At 36.6% G+C, this 18,853-nt stretch carries 14 protein-coding genes and 1 tRNA gene; 7 read left to right on the forward strand and 8 right to left on the reverse strand.

Annotated elements, in window-relative coordinates; translation table 11 throughout:
- Positions 1 to 26 precede the first annotated feature (26 nt).
- Together nusA and rimP are read right to left on the reverse strand one after the other, a co-directional pair.
- The gene (nusA, locus tag LOK78_RS08200) at positions 27 to 1,259 is read right to left on the reverse strand and encodes a transcription termination factor NusA (protein WP_053970485.1); all 1,233 of its coding nucleotides are present in this window, start codon (positions 1,257 to 1,259) and stop codon (positions 27 to 29) included.
- Positions 1,260 to 1,271: 12 nt separating this feature from the next.
- On the reverse strand, positions 1,272 to 1,736 hold the full coding sequence (rimP, locus tag LOK78_RS08205; protein WP_053970486.1) for a ribosome assembly cofactor RimP: 465 nt from the start codon (positions 1,734 to 1,736) through the stop codon (positions 1,272 to 1,274).
- Between the two features lie 163 nt (positions 1,737 to 1,899).
- On the opposite strand from rimP, the gene LOK78_RS08210 reads away from it, so the two are divergent.
- Complete coding sequence (locus tag LOK78_RS08210; protein WP_232634554.1) at positions 1,900 to 2,727, forward strand: universal stress protein; 828 nt, start codon at positions 1,900 to 1,902, stop codon at positions 2,725 to 2,727.
- Between the two features lie 46 nt (positions 2,728 to 2,773).
- Here LOK78_RS08210 and LOK78_RS08215 read toward each other — a convergent pair.
- Positions 2,774 to 2,846: transfer RNA gene (locus LOK78_RS08215), tRNA-Gln, on the reverse strand.
- Positions 2,847 to 3,051: 205 nt separating this feature from the next.
- Here LOK78_RS08215 and LOK78_RS08220 point away from each other — a divergent pair.
- Both LOK78_RS08220 and LOK78_RS08225 read left to right on the forward strand, forming a co-directional pair.
- A complete protein-coding gene (locus LOK78_RS08220; RefSeq protein WP_232634555.1) occupies positions 3,052 to 6,366 on the forward strand; it encodes a glycosyltransferase family 117 protein in 3,315 nt (1,104 codons plus the stop codon).
- A gap of 2 nt (positions 6,367 to 6,368) precedes the next feature.
- Positions 6,369 to 7,010, forward strand: a complete 642-nt coding sequence (locus tag LOK78_RS08225; RefSeq protein WP_232393401.1) for a polysaccharide deacetylase family protein — start codon at positions 6,369 to 6,371, stop codon at positions 7,008 to 7,010.
- On the opposite strand, the gene LOK78_RS08230 is transcribed toward LOK78_RS08225, so the two are convergent.
- The 4 genes from LOK78_RS08230 to LOK78_RS08245 form a co-directional block, all read right to left on the reverse strand.
- Complete coding sequence (locus LOK78_RS08230) at positions 7,007 to 7,303, reverse strand: thioredoxin family protein (RefSeq protein WP_053972038.1); 297 nt, start codon at positions 7,301 to 7,303, stop codon at positions 7,007 to 7,009. The genes LOK78_RS08225 and LOK78_RS08230 overlap by 4 nt on opposite strands.
- A gap of 110 nt (positions 7,304 to 7,413) precedes the next feature.
- Complete coding sequence (locus LOK78_RS08235; RefSeq protein WP_232393402.1) at positions 7,414 to 8,643, reverse strand: metallophosphoesterase; 1,230 nt, start codon at positions 8,641 to 8,643, stop codon at positions 7,414 to 7,416.
- 63 nt (positions 8,644 to 8,706) lie between these two features.
- A complete protein-coding gene (locus LOK78_RS08240; protein WP_232393403.1) occupies positions 8,707 to 9,420 on the reverse strand; it encodes a copper homeostasis protein CutC in 714 nt (237 codons plus the stop codon).
- 1 nt (position 9,421) lies between these two features.
- Positions 9,422 to 11,692: a beta-N-acetylhexosaminidase gene (locus tag LOK78_RS08245; protein WP_232634556.1), complete on the reverse strand. Its 2,271-nt coding sequence runs from the start codon at positions 11,690 to 11,692 to the stop codon at positions 9,422 to 9,424.
- 43 nt (positions 11,693 to 11,735) lie between these two features.
- Here LOK78_RS08245 and LOK78_RS08250 point away from each other — a divergent pair, with 43 nt between their 5' ends.
- The 4 genes from LOK78_RS08250 to LOK78_RS08265 all read left to right on the forward strand — a co-directional run bounded on the left by LOK78_RS08250 (position 11,736) and on the right by LOK78_RS08265 (position 17,389).
- Entirely contained in the window at positions 11,736 to 14,660 is a 2,925-nt protein-coding gene (locus LOK78_RS08250) for a GH92 family glycosyl hydrolase (protein ID WP_232634557.1), read from the forward strand.
- 17 nt (positions 14,661 to 14,677) lie between these two features.
- The gene (locus tag LOK78_RS08255; RefSeq protein ID WP_232634558.1) at positions 14,678 to 15,988 is read left to right on the forward strand and encodes a sugar MFS transporter; all 1,311 of its coding nucleotides are present in this window, start codon (positions 14,678 to 14,680) and stop codon (positions 15,986 to 15,988) included.
- Complete coding sequence (locus LOK78_RS08260; protein ID WP_232634559.1) at positions 15,985 to 16,989, forward strand: isoaspartyl peptidase/L-asparaginase family protein; 1,005 nt, start codon at positions 15,985 to 15,987, stop codon at positions 16,987 to 16,989. Before LOK78_RS08255 ends, LOK78_RS08260 begins: the two co-directional genes overlap by 4 nt.
- A 157-nt stretch (positions 16,990 to 17,146) precedes the next feature.
- Positions 17,147 to 17,389, forward strand: coding sequence for a hypothetical protein (locus LOK78_RS08265; RefSeq protein ID WP_232634560.1), 243 nt, complete (start codon positions 17,147 to 17,149; stop codon positions 17,387 to 17,389).
- Between the two features lie 4 nt (positions 17,390 to 17,393).
- Here the strand turns inward: LOK78_RS08265 and LOK78_RS08270 are convergent, their stop codons facing one another.
- The gene (locus LOK78_RS08270) at positions 17,394 to 18,794 is read right to left on the reverse strand and encodes an aldehyde dehydrogenase family protein (RefSeq protein WP_232634561.1); all 1,401 of its coding nucleotides are present in this window, start codon (positions 18,792 to 18,794) and stop codon (positions 17,394 to 17,396) included.
- Positions 18,795 to 18,853: the final 59 nt, after the last annotated feature.

The raw sequence follows: 18,853 nt of genomic DNA on the forward strand, positions 1-18,853 counted from the left end.
TTGCCTTTAAACCTATTGTTTGTTTTTTAGTCCTCGAATTCTTCTCTTAAGATTGCGATGACCTCTTTAATTGTTTCTTCTTCTAAATCTGTTCTCTTAACTAAATCTGAGATATCCAGTTCTAAAATACTTTTGGCGGTATCTAAACCAACCTTGCTAAATTCTTCTATAATCCAGCTATCTATTTCATCAGAGAATTCAGCTAATTCAACATCTTCCTCAGCTCCTTCTCTAAACACATCAATTTCATAACCTGTCAATTGACCGGCCAATCTAATGTTATGTCCTCCTCTACCAATCGCCTTACTTACCTCTTCAGGTTTCAGTACTGCTTCAGCACGTTTATTTTCCTCATCAACTTTTATAGAAGTAACTCTAGCAGGACTTAATGCTCGTGTAATATACAATTGAACATTATTTGTGTAGTTGATAACATCAATATTCTCATTTCCTAATTCACGTACAATACCGTGAATTCTTGAACCTTTCATTCCCACACATGCTCCAACAGGGTCGATTCTATCATCATAAGAATCTACTGCCACTTTTGCTTTTTCTCCTGGGATACGAACCACGTTCTTGATGGTAATCAAACCATCAAACACCTCTGGAATTTCTTGTTCAAACAATTTTTCTAAGAACAAAGGTGATGTTCTCGACATGATGATTGAAGGTTTGCTTCCTTTCAATTCTACATTTTCAATAACACCTCTTACATTGTCTCCTTTTCTAAAAAAGTCAGAAGGAATCTGCTTTTCCTTTGGCAATATAATCTCATTTCCTTCATCATCCAACAAAATTACGGCTCTATGACGAATATGGTGCACTTCTGCCGTATAAATTTCACCAATTAAATCTTTAAATTGTTTATAGATATTGGTGTTATCATGCTCGTGAATCTTGGAAATCAAATTCTGTCTTAACGCCAAAATTGCTCTTCTTCCAAGATCTATTAGTTTCACCTCTTCTGACACATCTTCGCCAACTTCAAAATCGGGCTCAATTTTTCTTGCCTCAGACAATGAAATTTCTTGATTTGGATCTTCAACATCTCCATCAGCAACTACAATTCGGTTTCTCCAAATTTCCAAATCTCCCTTATCTGGATTAATAATGATATCAAAATTATCATCATCTCCAAATTTCTTTTTCAAAGCATTTCTAAAAACATCCTCTAAAATAGCCATCAAGGTCACACGATCTATTAGCTTATCGTCCTTAAACTCTGAAAAAGATTCTATTAATGCAAGATTTTCCATTCTCCTTTTGAATTAAAATTTTATCATAACTTTTGCTTCCTTTATATCTTGTAATCCTATTACAGCTTCCTTTTTAACAGTTACCTTTCCCTTTCCTACCGGTTTAGGCTCCCTAACCTTCCACTGAATAGTTATGTTCTCATCATTAGCCTCAGCTAATTTACCCTCAAATTGCCCTCCTTCATTCGTCTTAATCGCTAACTCCCTGCCAATGTTTTTTGCATATTGTCTAGGGTTAACCAATGGAGCAGTAGCTCCAGCCGAAGACACCTCTAATGAAAAGTCCTCTTCCTCACGGTCCAAATTATGTTCAACTGCCCTACTGGCATTAACACAATCTTCCACAGTAACACCCTGGTCACCATCAATCACCACCATTATTTTGTTATCTTCTGAGATAGACATGTCAATCAAAAATAATTGAGGGTTTTGATCGAAGAAATTTTCTAATAATTTTTCTACTGTCGGCTTAAGCATTTTTAAGTATAAAAAGAGGGGACTTCCCGTCCCCTCATTGATTTCTTTTTCTTACAACGGTGCAAATATACAACATTTAAATTGAATTACATAATCCGTAAAATATCATTTTAATTTTTTACCTTTATAGTACACTTTCTACTAACACACTCACGAACTAATTATGAAAAAAATCTTAGTACCAACCGACTTCTCCAATGAAGCGGAACATGCCTTAAAAGTAGCCGCTCAATTAGCAAAAAGATATGATTCTGAAATCTATTTACTTCACTTATTGGAGATCCCTGTGCAACAGGTAGATACCCTAAATGTTCAAAGCGATTTCCCTGAAGCCATGTTTTTCATGAAGCTGGCTCATCAAAAATTTGAAGACATAATGTCAAGCCCATACTTAGATGGTATTACAGTGCATGAAACTGTAGATTTTAATCAAAATTTTGCAGAAGTATCTAATGTGGCCAAAGAAAAAGGAGCCGACCTGATTGTCATGGGCTCTCATGGTTCTAGTGGATTCAAGGAAATGTTTATTGGATCAAATGCCGAAAAAGTAGTAAGAACTTCGGAAATACCCGTTTTGGTTATTAAAAACCAACATGACTCTTTTGAGGTGAATGATTTTGTTTTTGCATCAGATTTCAAAAATGATAACAAAGAAACTTACAAACAAGCCACCAAGTTAGCAAGAATGTTTGATGCAAAAATTCACTTGTTACTGGTCAATACAGCCAGCAATTTCCAAACAACCATAAAGGCTCATGATAGAATACATGATTTTATCAGTGAAGACACGTTTGAAAACTACACTATCAACATTTACAATGACGAAACCATTGAAAAAGGAATTTTAAATTTTTCAAGAGAAATCAAAGCAGACCTCATTGGCATCAGCACTCATGGCCGACAAGGAATTGCCCATTTCTTTAATAGCAGCATCAGTGAAGATTTGGTCAATCATGCTAAAAGACCAGTCATGACATTCAAAATAAAATAAGGACTTAAATCAAAAAAAGCCTTCGGAAAATCCGAAGGCTTTTTTGTTGGCCTACTAGGGCTCGAACCTAGACTCTTCTGAACCAAAATCAGACGTGTTGCCAGTTACACCATAGGCCATAATCTCAAAAGAGGTTGCAAATTTAAAACAAAGTTTCTTTTGAGCAAAAAAAAATTAAAAAATAATATTAGACACCTTCACGTTACCTTTATGGGAAATACTGGCACTAGGCATCAATACTAACTTTTGTTAATAGGAATATAATACTTTCAGCTTATATATATTTATTGTTAAATTCGCCACATCTTTACAAACCAAGAATCTATGACACACTTCAACTTCAAAAAATGGAATACCATTTTAAGTTGGGTTTCTTTTGCAATCGCCCTTATCACTTATAGTTCAACTGTAGAGCCTACCGTAAGCTTTTGGGATGCAGGAGAATATATTTTAACCTCCTCTAAATTACAAGTAGGTCACCCCCCTGGGGCCCCTCTTTTTCAAATGCTTGGAGCTTTTTTCTCCTTATTTGCCTTTGGAGATCCCACTAAAATAGGTTTGGTTATGAATTTGATGAGCGCCTTTGCCAGCGCCTTCACTATTTTCTTTATGTTCAAATCCATTTCTTTATTACTACAGAAAATAGTCAAGAGTCATGGAAAATTCACAGAAAGCAAACAATACACAGTTTTGGGAAGTGCCTTAGTTGGAAGTTTAGCCTTCGCCTTTACAGATTCGTTTTGGTTTAATGCTGTGGAAACAGAAGTATATGCCATGGCCATTCTTATCATGTCTGTCCTATTCTATCTTGGTTTACGCTGGGATAAAGACATGAATAAACCCAGAGGAAACAAATGGCTTATTTTAATTGCTTTCATAATAGGATTATCATTTGGGGTGCATTTTATGGGACTTTTAACGATTCCCGCAATAGGTCTTATCTATTATTTCAAAAATTACAAGACCATCACTATCAAAAACTTCATCATTGCAAATGCAGTCTCTATAGCCATCCTTCTATTTGTTTTTAAATTGTTAGCGCCAAATATTCTAAGGTTTTTTAGTGCCCTAGAAATATTCTCGGTAAACACTTTAGGTATGCCATTTAATTCGGGTACTATCATTGCTGGACTATTGATAATCGCAGCCGTTTATTTGGGCCTAAAATATACAAGACAAAAAAATTATGTTCATTTAAACACGGCTATTTTAGGACTTACCTTTGTGATTATAGGATTCTCATCATGGATGATGCTCCCCATTAGAGCTAATGCTAATGTGGTTATTAATGAAAATGACCCCTCTGATGCCAGAGAGTTATTAGCCTACTACAACTTAGAGCAATATCCTGAAACCCATTTGTTTTACGGCCCCCTTTTTACAGATCAATATTCAGGATTAGATGAAAACCAACCTTATGTTGATGATAAACCCAACTACGAAAAAGATGAAGAAGCTGGTAAATATGTCATCATTAATGATTGGAAGAATGCCAAACAAAATTTCAATCACAAACATGCTGCCATACTTCCTAGAATGTGGAGTCAAGAAAATGCCACCAATTACATGATTTATTCTGGGTATCTGGATTTTAAATTAAAGCCAGAATACCAAATGGAAAACAGGCTTCGTTCTGCCCTTACCAACTTCAAAAATGACGTAGCTCAAGGCATGGTCAACTATGAAGATTACCATAGCTTCCTTAAGCAATTTGGGCAATATATTGATGTTGAAAAACCCGATTTAGCATCCAATATCATCTATATGTTGGAATACCAATTGGGTTATATGTACTGGCGTTATTTTATGTGGAATTTCACAGGACGTCAAGATGATATACAAGGAAAATTAGATAACCATGGAAACTGGTTAAGCGGTATTACATTTATAGATGAATGGCATCTAGGTTATTCTCAAGACAACCTACCCAGTGATGTAGAAAACAATAAAGCCAGAAACACCTATTATTTCTTACCCTTGATATTGGGGTTAATAGGCTTTTTCTTTTTGTTCAACAAAGACAAAAAGTTATTTTGGGTCATGTTGGTGTTCTTCTTATTCACCGGTTTGGCTATTCAATTTTACACCAACGTTAGACCTTTTGAACCAAGAGAAAGAGATTACTCAGTTGTAGGGTCTTTTTATGTATTTGCCATTTGGATTGGATTTGGTGTTTATGCCATATTTGACGCTTTAAGAACCAAATTCAAACAAAACTGGTTAGGTCCTGTTATTGCCGTGGCATGCTTAGTGCTTGTTCCCGGAATTTTAGCTGCAAACAATTGGGATGATCATGACAGATCACATAAAGAAACAGCTAGGGCCATGGCAAAAATGTATTTGGATTCTTGCGAGGAAAATGGCATCCTATTCTCTATTGGTGACAATGACACTTTCGCACTATGGTATGCTCAGGAAATAGAAGGCTATAGAACTGATGTTCGCGTTGTAAACACTAGCTTATTCCAAACTGACTGGTACATTGACCAAATGAAACGAAAAGCTTACGAAAGTGATCCTATCCCAGGCACTCTTCAGCATCATCAATACCAATATGGAACTCGGGATTATATTATGAAACGTTTGGTTTCTCAAGACACCATGGATATTAAAGATTTCTTGAACTTCATAACCAGTGATAACCCAAGAACTAAATTTAAATATATCTTACAGCAGCAAGGAGATGACCCAAGTTATTATCCTTCCCAATTAACAAATTCCAACTATTTCCCAGTTGAAAATGTTAGTGTTCCAGTAAACAAGGAAAATGCTCTAAAATATGGAATTGTAAAGGAAAAGGATGCCGACAAGATAGAAGACACCTTGTACATTACAATTGACGATAATGCCATGTACAAAAACCGTCTGCTTATGCTTGACATTGTGGCTCACAACGATTGGAAACGTCCCATCTATTTCACTGGAGGAGCCTTTAGTAATCAAGACTATATTTGGATGAAGGATTATTTACAATTAGATGGTTTATGCTATAAATTGGTTCCTATTAAAACACCTGTTTCACAAGCAAATCCTTTTGATATGGGACGAATAGATTCCGATTTGATGTATGACAAAGTAGTTAAATGGGATTGGGGAAATAGTGGCGACCCAGATCTATACCATGACACTGAAACTAGAAAGAATTCCATAACCTACAGAGGGAATTTGGCTAGATTAATGGAAGAGCTACTAATAGAAGGCAAAAACAAAAAGGCTGAGCAAATTGCCGATATCGCCATGGAAAATATGCCTGTAGATTATTTTGGTTATTATACGTTGCTTGAACCTTACATAGGAGCATATTATGAAGTTGGATCAAATGAAAAAGCGAGAGACCTATTTAAACAAGTAGCAACTAAATACCAAGAAAAATTAAACTATTTCAGTCAATTGGATATCGATCAACAATATGACCTGATAGAAGACATTGTGACCGATATTGAAAGATACAAAGGGATTATTGATTTGCTTCGCGACTATGACAAGGAATTCTATGAAAAGGAGAGCAAGGTATTCTCCAATTATCTCAACTTATTCAGTCATTTTTACGACAGCGAACCATTGCCTGAAAGCAGTTTGGACAAGGACATTGTTCCTGAACAAACCCTAGACACAACAGCTATTGATTTAGGTAATTAGCAATGAATTTACTAAGTGCAAAACTTCCTCCTTTGGTCAAATCCATTTTTCCCAAGTATGTTTGGGAAATGGAAACCACGGAGAAAGTTTTGTATCTTACTTTTGACGACGGTCCTACTCCAGATGTTACGCCATGGGTTTTGGAGACTTTAAAGCAATATGATGCCAAAGCGACTTTCTTTTGCATAGGCCATAATATTGAAAAACACCCCGATATTTTTAACCAAATTGTAAATGAGGGCCACCAAATTGGGAATCACACCTTCAATCATTTAAAGGGTTGGAAAACGGATTTGGACACCTACATTTCCAACGCAGTTAAAACAGAAAGAGAGATTGAAAAACATACAAACCTTTCTTCAAACCTTTTTAGACCCCCCTACGGAAGAATCAAAAAAAAGCAAGGAATGCAATTGATAGATATGGGCTATCATATCATTATGTGGTCTGTTATTTCCATTGATTGGGACAAAACGGTAAGTGGTGAAACGTGTCTAAAGAATGTAACGAACAATGCGAAAGAAGGCAGTATTGTAGTATTTCATGACAGCATTAAGGCTTCTGAAAACATGAAATATGCGCTTCCAAGAACATTAGAATACTTTAGAGATTTAGGTTTTAGCTTTAAAGCTATTAGCTTTTAAAGGTATTCCTGAATAATACCTATTAAAGTATTTGCGTCTTGTTCACCACTATAACGCCACTTCATTTCACCATTTTTATAGATGATTAAGGTAGGAAGACCTTTAACCCTTAAAGCTTCTGCAAGTTCTTGATTTTTCTCGACATCAATTTTTATCACTTTGGCTTTATCACCAAGTGCAGCGGCCACATCCCTAAGTACAGGATGCATAGCAGTAGATTGATCGTTCCATTCTGTAAAAAAGTCCAATAGGACTGGAACGTCAACATCTATTAATTCACCAAATTTTGACATACTTTGTACCATTTTAAGTCAATGCCTTGATGTAAATCTACACATTTTTTTTATATTTTGAATAACAGGCACTTATAATGGCCTGTTTTCAGCAGTCATTTAAAAATCCCTTAGCTATTTTGCTCTTTCCGCTTAAGTTCAATGACCGTTATTTCGGGCCAAATTCCAGCTCTACCAGGATATCCTAAATACCCCAACCCTCTGTTGACATTAATGTATTGACCTAATTCATTATAAACACCTGCCCAATATTTATAACGCCACTTAATGGGACTCCATTTCACCCAGCCCGGTATTTCCACTCCAAATTGCATCCCATGTGTGTGACCACTTAAGGTTAAATGGTAATGGTAAGGATCATGCAAGACCACATCTTCCCAGTGTGAAGGGTCATGACTCATTAAAATTTTAAAATCATCAGGTTTAACCCCTTCAGACGCCTTTGTAAGATCTCCTTTCTTAGTGAATCCTCCTCGTCCCCAATTCTCAACTCCTACCAAGGCAATTTTATCTCCATTTCGCTCTAAATACCTACTTTCATTAAGTAATAAGTCATACCCCATATCCTTATGTACCTTCTTTAAATCTTCTAGATTTTGATGTTTTGCCTCATTGCTTTTCCACTCTACATAATCCCCATAATCATGATTCCCCAAAACGGAAAAAACCCCATCCTTGGCCTTTAGAGACCCAAACAATGGTTTCCATCGATCCATTTCTGTAGCCGTATTATTTACCAAATCACCTGTAAACATAATCGCGTCCGATTCTTGCTCATTAATCATGTGTACAGCCTGCTGAATCTCCTCGTAATCTGTAAAACTACCAGAATGGATATCGCTAATTTGAGTAATTTTATATCCCTCAAAGCCCTGAGGTAAATCTTCAAAAAACAAAGTGTGCTTGATAACCCTAAAATTATACTTTCCCTTATACATCCCATAAAGCAAAGATGCTACGGGTATTGCAGCTAATCCCATGGCTACTTGACTGATAAACTTTCTACGTTCTGGAAAATAGAAATCCTCCTTAGTTGTAAAAAACCGATCGTATAAACTGGATACCCCTCTAAAAATATCTTCCCCAATTAATATTGGAATCATCACAAGCAAAAAACTCATGTAGGTTAAAAGAAACCCAAAGGCATAACTTTTTCCGGGAGTTAAAACTCGACCTTGGGAAGGAAGGGTAAATTGATAAATAAAATTACCAAAAACTAAAACCGCCAAAATAAAAAACAGGACATGTATCCAAGTGGCTTTGGTAATGGTTCTAATGGCTTGAAATCCATAAATGGTAAGTAGAAGGTAAACAACTATAAAAATTACCCAGCGAATCATAAGTACAATTTGAGCAAAGATAAAGGATATTGCATGCGAAGTATTTTAACAGGATGTTAAAAATCAACTATTTGGTTTCGATATCAAATTAACCATGGCTTTAACCTTTTCTGTAGAGGTCACCGTTAATGTATCTTTACTAAAAAGACCTTCGCCTTGACCTTCACCTGTAATCATGGATGCCGAGGAATGAACCTCCTCAAACTCCATTTCTTTGAATTTTAAAATATTATCTTCATTAACTCCCGCTCCGGGCATAACCTTAATTTGGTTCAGACCCAGATCCCTTAATTGAGATAACAAGGTTATTCCCTCGAGGGCTGTGCTTTTTTGCCCAGAACTTAACACTCTGGTTACTCCCAAATCTATTAACTGCAATAAACTTTCCTTTGGATTTATAACCTCATCAAATGCTCTATGAAACGTAAAAGGTAAATCGCCAGATGCATCTATCAACTCCCTAGTTTGACTGACATTAATAGTACCATCCAAATGTAAAGCTCCAGAAACAATTCCAGAGCAACCCAGTTCTTTAAACAACTGGATATCATTCAGCATCACATCTATTTCCTCTGGGGAGTACACAAAATGACCGCTTCTAGGCCTTACTAAGACAAAAACTGGGATAGACAATTTATCGACTACCTGTTTCACAAGACCATAACTAGGTGTAATCCCGCCTATTGAAAGCTCTTGACAAAGCTCAATTCGTTTAGCGCCTCCCAATTGGGCATTCTTAGCAGATTCAAAGGAATTTGCACAAACTTCTAAAACCATACTATTTCACTACAATTTCATCTATAAAAGTCCAAGCTTTGTTTCCCGCTCCTTGTTTCCCTTCTGGAATAGTACCATAATTTGGGACTATCAACTTAAAGCTTGTTGTTCTGATTTTTGGCTCTATTTTAAAATTTATTAGGACTCCTTCACTACCATTTACAGGATATGTAATTTGCTTTCCATTAGCTTCAAAAATAACTTCTGTTGGTGCATAAATCCATTGTCCTTGGCCATCATAAAATCTAGTTGATACAGAATCGATATCAGTCTCCTCTTCAAAATTTATCATAATTTCTAAATCATCCCCCCAAAATCCTAACCATTCCTTATCACCATAACGTGTGCTGCTACCCCATATACCATTAACCAAACCATTTGCACCACTTCCCTGATAAGCTTTATGTGGTGACACATTCAATTCTATATGTTTTCCTACTGCTTTATGTGACCATAATTTTTGATGGAAATCGGATCCTACCTTTTCATCACCCCTAAAAACCGCTGCATGGATTTCCATATCTTTTGAGAATGGTATAGGCTGCCCATAAGTTAAGGATTCCTTATTAGGACTGCTGCCATCCAAGGTATATTTAATGATTTTACCATTTGTTAAAGTCTTCATTTCATAAACTGATTTTCCTTCATCCACTATTAAACCACCTTCAATATCATATAAATGATTCGCATAATGAATTCCCAAGGCATCCAATCTTTTATGAAAGTGTTCCACTCTTTGAACAAACTCCTTGTAATTCTTAGATTCAGGTTGCGTCCAAACAACTTCGCTTAACGCCAGTATTCTAGGAAAAACCATATATTCCACCTGTTTGCTATTGGGTATGTATTCCGTCCATAAATTACCCTGGGCTCCCAATATATGCTTACTATCCATTTCATCCAATTCCTCTGGAATCGGCTCTAAACTATAAACTTTCTCCAAAGGCAAAAACCCTCCAATGGCTGTTGGCTCGTTACTTCCCTCGGACTGATAATAATCAAAATAACAATGGGATGAAGGCGTCATCACCACATCATTCCCTTGTTTGGCCGCAGTAATAGCTCCTTCAAATCCGCGCCAAGACATCACCGTAGAATTTGGCGATAAACCTCCTTCTATAATTTCATCCCAACCAATAATTCTTTTCCCTTTAAGACTTAAGTACTTTTCAATTCGTTTAATAAAATAACTCTGAAGTTCAAATTCCTCTTTCAATCCCTCTTCTTGAATTCTTTTTTGGCAATTTTCACAAGCTTTCCATCTCGTTTTAGGTGCTTCATCACCTCCAATATGGATATATTCACTTGGAAATAACTCCACCACCTCATCTAACACGCCTTCTAAGAATTCAAATGTTTCATCCTTTGAACAAAAAATATCCTCAAAAACGCCCCAAGTGGTAGCCGTTTCTATGGAATTTCCGGTACAGCCCAATTCAGGATAAGCCGACAATGCTGCTTGGGCATGACCAGGCATCTCGATTTCTGGGATAACCGTTATATGCCTTTCTTTTGCATAAGCCACCACTTCCCTGATTTCTTCCTGAGAATAAAAGCCTCCATAACGCTCATTTTGATATTGAACCGGTTCATCATTGTAATGCCCTTTTAGGGTTTTATCTCTAAAAGCTGCTTCTCCCTGTAGTTTTGGAAACTTTTTTATTTCAATGCGCCACCCCTGATCATCTGTTAAATGCCAATGAAATTTATTGATTTTAAGAAGAGCCAAAGCATCGATATAAGACTTAATAAAAGATACAGGAAACATATGCCTACTTACATCCAAGTGCATTCCTCTATACTGAAATCGTGGCTCATCTATAATTTCTAAACAAGGAATAACAGCTTTAGAATCACTGAAAGTTCCATTTTCAAAAGAGACAGGAAGCAACTGTCTTAAAGATTGAACCGCATAAAAAGCCCCTTGGTCTGTAGCAGCTTTAATTACTATCCTATTTGGTGTTACATTCAATTGATATCCTTCTGCACTTAGATTTTTATTTTCAACAAACTCAATTTCCCTTTCAGAAGAACTATTCAATTCCCAACTAGCGCCTTTCTCTATAAACGCTTTTAAATAATTTGAAGAACCTAAGAACAAGGTGGGAGACTTAATTCCAATTGTAGGATTCAATTCGAAAGCTCCTTCAGTGATTTCCAATTGGTTTGGTTGTGGGATGATTTGAGGTAAGATGGCAACTTCCTGTTCTTTTTTACAGGAAAGTAAGCCTAACAAAAAAAGACAACTTGCCAAAAGTTTCTTGATATTCATTTTTACTATATTAGAAGCCTTAAATGTAGCAATCTAAATTTTAATGAAATTCAAATTTTCTCCTCTTTTTATTGTCGTTCTTTTAATTAGCAGTTGTCAAAAACCTTCATCATCAACAAATCCTAAAACAGAAGACCAAAACCTTACTTCCTATGTGAATCCGTTTATTGGAACTGGAGGCCACGGCCATACTTTTCCGGGTGCCACTCTTCCATTTGGAATGATGCAATTAAGCCCAGACACAAGACTAGATGGATGGGATGGATGTTCAGGATATCATTACTCAGACTCTTATATTTATGGTTTTTCACATACCCACCTAAGCGGAACAGGAGTTAGCGATTATGGTGATATTTTGTTAATGCCCACTACAAGTGTTCAATTCAACAATGGCTCTGATGGCAAACCAGGTTACAAAGCGCCTTTTACACATAAAAATGAAATTGCAACGCCGGGATATTATGAAGTTAAATTGGATTCTACAGATATTAAAGTGAATTTAACGGTATCACAAAGAAGTGGTATTCACCAATATCAATTTCCGAGTCATGACAATCAATTTGTAGTTTTGGATCTCGAACACCGAGACAAGTTATTATCGCACGAAATCACCCAAATTGACAATAAAACCATTCAAGGACATAGGCATAGTGCCGCTTGGGCTACAGACCAACGTTTGTATTTTTATATCACTTTTTCCGAAGAAATTGCTTCTATACAATACAATCAAGAAAATCAACCTACCAAAGTGGTTTTTGAATTCAAAAATCCAAACAATAATCCTGTTTATGCAAAAGTTGGCATTTCAGCTGTTGATGGGGATGGAGCAAGAAAAAACTTAGAGCAAGAAATAGGTCAAAAATCATTTGACGAAGTTAAATCTGAAGCTCAAAACTTGTGGGAAAGTCAATTACAAAAAATAGTAGTGGAAACACCTCATCAAGATGATAAGGTTAATTTTTATTCGGCGCTATACCACACGATGATTGCCCCTAATTTATATCAAGATGTGGATGGCAGGTATCGAGGTATGGATTTAAAAATCCATCAAAATGAAGATTTTGACTACTATACTGTTTTTTCGCTTTGGGACACTTACAGAGCCACCCATCCGCTTTACACAATTATTGAGCAGGAACGCACCAATGATTTCATCAATACATTTATTGCAAAAAATAATGAGGGAGGTATCATGCCAATCTGGGACTTATCTGGCTGCTACACCGGTTGCATGATTGGTTACCATGCGGTCCCTGTAATTGCAGATGCCTATTTAAAAGGTATTCGAGGTTATGATGCAGATCAGGCTTTTGAGGCCATGGTAAATTCTGCCACTCAAGACCATTTAGGTCTCGACTCGTATAAATCTTTTGCTTTTATTCCCGTGGAAAACGAAAGTGAATCCGTTTCAAAAACATTGGAATATGCTTATGACGATTGGACAATTGCGCAAATGGCCAAAGCCATGGGAAATGAAAAAGCCTATGAAGATTATCTACAGCGGGCCCAATTCTACAAAAACATATTTGACCCAGAAAGCCAATTCATGAGAGGTCGTTTTAGAAATACCTGGTTTGCTCCGTTTGACCCTTATGAAGTAAATTTTAATTATACCGAGGCAAACTCATGGCAATATAGCTTTTATGTCCCTCAGGATATCTCAGGCTTTATGACCTTATTGGGCGGAAAAGAGGCTTTAGAAAAAAGATTGGATGATCTGTTTACAGCAAATGTAGAAACCTCAGGTAGACAACAAGCAGATATTACAGGGCTTATAGGGCAATATGCCCATGGAAACGAGCCTAGCCATCATATGGCTTACCTCTATAATTTTGTAAACAAACCTTATAAAACCCAAGAACGCGTTTCTCAAATTTTAAACGAGTTATACAAAAATGACCCTGATGGTATTTCAGGCAATGAAGACTGCGGCCAAATGAGCGCTTGGTACGTGTTTAGTTCCATGGGATTTTATCCCGTTACACCAGGCTCGAATACTTACATTATAGGAACCCCACTAATGGAAGAATCAACCATTCATTTCGAGAATGGCAACACTTTTACCATCATTGCTGAAAACCTCTCTAAAGAAAATAAATACATTCAATCGGTCCTTCTTAATGATACCTCCTTAGAACAAACATTTATCAATCATGAGGATATTACCAAGGGAGGCACCCTCAAGTTTACAATGGGGAATGCGCCTTCCCAATGGGGAACTCAAGAAGGCAATCAACCGAAAACCTCTATAGACAAACACCTTATTGTTCCGGTTCCATTTATAGCTGAAGGAGATGTTGCCTTTAAAGGCGAAACATTAGTAGCTTTAAAGAGTGTTGATGTAAAGTCTAACATTTTCTATAGTGTTAATGGCATAGACTTTATGGAGTACAAAAAGCCTTTTAAAATCTCAGATAAAACTGAATTAAAAGTTTATGCAGAATCCCAAGGAAAAAGGAGTCCTATTGTTTCGACCCAATTTTACAAGATTGATCCGAATATTTCTATTGAGTTAAAAAAACCTTACGCCAACCAATATAATGGTGGTGGTCAAAACGCTCTCATCGATGGGATTTTTGGAACCCAAGATTTCAGAACAGGCGTTTGGCAAGGTTTCCATGACAATGATTTAATAGCTACCGTCAATCTGGGATCAACAAGAACCGTTGAGGAAATTGGCATAGGCTTCTTAGAAGACCAACGCTCTTGGATATTCCTGCCTTCAGAAGTAGAGTGCTTTGGGTCATTGGACGGCACTACATTTGAAAAAATTGATACCATTATCAACTTTGACTCTTCCATTCCCAAAGAAAATTCAAGCATCCAACGTATTACTTTTAAAACGAAACCAAAATCTTATCAATACATAAAAATCCACGCAAAGACGCTTGGTCAACTTCCAGAATGGCATATAAGCCATGAAGATGGTCGTTCATGGCTTTTTGCAGATGAAATTAGTATCAATTAAATCCACAACCTTATCCCATGGATCAACCAAAATCTTATCGCTCCTCTTTTATCCTATTAACCATATTATTCTTTTTATGGGGGTTTATTACTGTTTTAGTAGACTCACTTATCCCTAGATTAAGAGAGTTATTCACCTTAAGTTATTTTCAAGCAGGCATGGTGCAATTCGCCTTTTTTGGTGCCTACTTTCTATTGTCCATCCCTGCCAGTTATATCCTATCCAAAATTGGATATAAAAAAGGAATTATATTAGGCTTAATTACCATGGCTCTTGGATGCTTTCTATTTTATCCTGCGGCTTCCTACCGTGTTTTCGGTATTTTCATGTTGGCTTACTTTATTCTAGCGGGAGGTATTACCATTCTTCAGGTGGCCGCTAATCCATATGTTGCCGTATTGGGAAGTGAAGAAACTGCTTCCAGTCGATTGAATTTATCCCAAGCTTTTAATTCTCTTGGAACTGCCATTGCCCCAGCCATAGGCGCCTTGTTTATTTTAAGTGATAAAATTAAAACCAAAGAGGAAATCGATGCTTTGGCTGGAGTGGCTAAAGAAAGTTATTTAAGTGCCGAGGCTTCAGCAGTTCAAACACCCTTTGTAGGCTTAGCTATTTTTATCTGTTTGATTGCGGTTTATTTCTTTTTCGCAAAACTGCCCAAGCTTATAAATGAAGAAGAAAAAAGTACCTACGGGGAAGCTTTAAAAGAAAAGAACCTGATGTTGGGCGTTTTAGGTATTTTCTGCTATGTAGGAGCCGAAGTAGCCATAGGAAGTTACTTAGTGAATTACTTTCTAGACATGAATTTGGTTTCTATTATTAATGAAAACGGATTTATGAAAAGTATAGCCGAAACCTTATTGAATTCTGGTTTAGCCGAAACAGACGACAAAGCCGTGGTTGGTGTTTTTGTAACCTTCTACTGGTCTGGTGCTATGATAGGTAGGTTTATCGGTTCTTATCTAACAACCATTTTTAACCCAGGAAAAGTGCTTTCCAGCTTTGCCATTATTACCATTTGCCTCATAGGCGTTTCCATAAGCACCACAGGATTAATTTCCATGTGGAGTATTTTAGCCGTTGGCCTTTTCAATTCCATTATGTTCCCAACTATTTTTACCTTGGCAATTGATGGTATCGGAAAACTCAAGCCGAAAGGCTCAGGGCTGTTATGTACGGCCATTGTTGGTGGCGCCATCATTCCTCCTACATATGGCTTTCTTACGGATAATATTGGTTTCAAATGGGCATTATTATTTGTAATTTGCTGCTATGGGTACATTATGTATTATGGTTATAGAAATTCCAAAAAACAAATTGAAATATGAAACGAAGAGATTTCATTAAAAGCACATCACTAACCGGGATGAGTTTGGCCGTTGGATCAACTTTAATAGGATGTGAATCAAACGCGTCCAAGGAAGCCTCACAAACAAATGAAAGCGTGGGAGCCCTTGAAAATGTATTCCCCGTCGTAGTTGCCACTTGGAACGTTAAGGAAGCTACCGCCAAAGCTTGGGAGGTTCTTCAAGCTGGAGGTAAGGCACTTGATGCTGTTGAACAAGGATGCATGGTTGAAGAAGCTAACGAAAAAGGTCAATCTGTAGGGAAAGGAGGGCTCCCAGATAGAGATGGACATGTCACTTTGGATGCCTGCATTATGAATGAAAATGGGGATTGTGGTTCAGTCGTTTATTTGGAAAACATTACCCATGCGGTTTCTGTGGCAAGAATGGTGATGGAAGAAACACCACATGTGATGTTGGCTGGTAAGGGCGCTGAACGATTTGCTTATGAACAAGGGTTCCAGAAGGAAGATCTCCTAACCGAATCTTCCAAAAAAGCGTGGGAAGATTGGAAAGTAAAAAGCGAATACAAACCTATTATCAATATTGAAAATCATGATACTATAGGCATGTTAGCTATAGATAAAAATGGTGACATTTCGGGTGCATGTACTACGAGTGGATTGGCCTATAAAATGTCGGGACGCGTGGGTGATTCGCCTATTATAGGCTCTGGGCTTTTCGTCGATAATGAAATTGGCGCCTGTGTAGCTACAGGTTTAGGAGAGGAGGTTGTAAAGACCGTAGGAAGCTTTCTGGTAGTTGAACTCATGAGACAGGGAAAAACACCTCAAGAGGCTTGTGAAGAAGCCATTAGGCGCATTGTAAGCAAACCAAATAGCAATTACAAAAACTTTCAAGTAGGTTATATAGCTTTAAATAAAAAGGGCGAAACTGGATTTCATTCCATTCATAAAGGATTCACTATGACCAAATTTCAAAATGGTGAAAATGAGCAAATTGAATCAACTCATTATGTATAAAGATTAGAATTTTTATCGAAAAGTGCATTTCGTCGATGTTTTTTGATTCAAGATGCAGATAATCAAAAAGTTTCCGTGATTCAACTAATTTTTTTCATTTCAACCTATTAGGTAATGTTTCTTTGTTGCAGAAATTAATCAAACAAGCATTACAATCATGAAAAAATTAGTTTTCACTTTCATTCTAACAGTAACCACTACGGCGTTTTACGCTCAAGAAGATGTTAAGAAAGAGTCAAAGGATTTAAGTAATGATACTACAGAAATTGTTGTAACTCCTGTTAAAAATACAGTTGCTCTAAAAAATAGCACTAAAAAGAGATTGTTGATTGAGTCCAACTTTGACAAGTCTTTATTCCTTTTCAGAGGAAGAAAATCTAAAAGAGAAAAACTTTGCTAAGACTCTAAAACCATTTTATTGTCCACTCCATCAATCTTTGTTTAAAATTCGAATAAGGAGGAAATAACAAACTTAAAGCCCCTCCAAGATACTGCTTCATAACCGATCTTTTATTTGAAAAGGCCTCAAAGCCATAATATCCATGGCTTTTCCCAATACCACTATTATTAATTCCTCCAAATGGCAAATGGTGATTTGCATATTGCAAAACACTCGTGTTAATTGCCGTAGAACCAGCACGGGTATTTTTAATGATTTTTTTTGAATTCCTTTTTTTGGACGTATATATATAAAGTGCCAAAGGTTTTTCTCTCGAGTTCACATAATTGATGGCTTCATCCAATTCTTTAAATGTTTTAATTGGGAGAATAGGGCCAAAAATTTCCTCTTTCATGAGACCAGAAGAATCCAATAGATTTGAAATCACTGTTGGTTCAATAAACCTCTCCTCCAATTGATAATCCCCTCCAATATGTAAATTTGACCCGTTTGTTATAGCTTCTTCAATCAAACCGGTTAATCTTAAGAAATGTTTTTCATTTACTGTTCGGCTGTAATCTGGAGAAGATTTAATGTCTTTTGAATACATGTCTGTTATTTGACTTGCTAATGCTTGCAAAAATGCCTCTTTAACTGATTCCTGAATAAGTACATAATCTGGAGAAACACATATCTGTCCATTATTTAAAAATTTAGCCCATGCAATTCGTTTGGCCGCAGTTTTTAGGTTGGCCGTTTCATCGACAATGGTTGGAGACTTCCCTCCCAACTCAAGAGTTACTGAAGTTAAATGTTTTGAAGCTGCTTCCATGACTATTTTTCCAACAAAGGGAGAACCCGTAAAAAAGATATGATTAAAAGGCAACTTTAATAAATCTTTTGAAGCTTGCGCTTCTCCTTCCACTAATGCCACTTCCTTCTCATCAAAAATCTCATTTATAATTTTCGACATTATCCTTGAAGCATGAGGTGTCATTTCAGATGGCTTCAAAATCACAGTATTACCCGCGGCAATGGCACTTACCAAAGGTCCAAAAGTTAAATTAACAGGAAAGTTCCAAGGTGAAATAATTAGGCAAACCCCTTTAGGTTCATGTCTTACCCAAGATGTAGTACCCCAAAGTGATAATGGTGTCTTTACTCTTTCATTTTTCATCCACTTTTTCAGATGCCGCTTAACGTACTTGATCTCCCCAATTACCGGATATATTTCGGTCAAATCAGTCTCTAAATATGGCTTTCTAAAATCTTCATAAAGGGCTTTTTTGATTTCCTCCCTATAGGTAAACTCTAGGGCATGTTTTAAAGCACTGAGCTTTTTGATTCGTTCCCTATAAGAGGTATTCCCTACACTAAATTGATATCCCTTTTGCTTATTGAAAAGTGGTAGATATGGATTTTCCACTGCATTGATGTTTATAATCAGAAAAATACAAATTGTAATTTAATTAATATTAGATACCC

The organism is Mangrovimonas futianensis (genome assembly GCF_021245805.1).
Lineage (GTDB): Bacteria > Bacteroidota > Bacteroidia > Flavobacteriales > Flavobacteriaceae > Mangrovimonas > Mangrovimonas futianensis.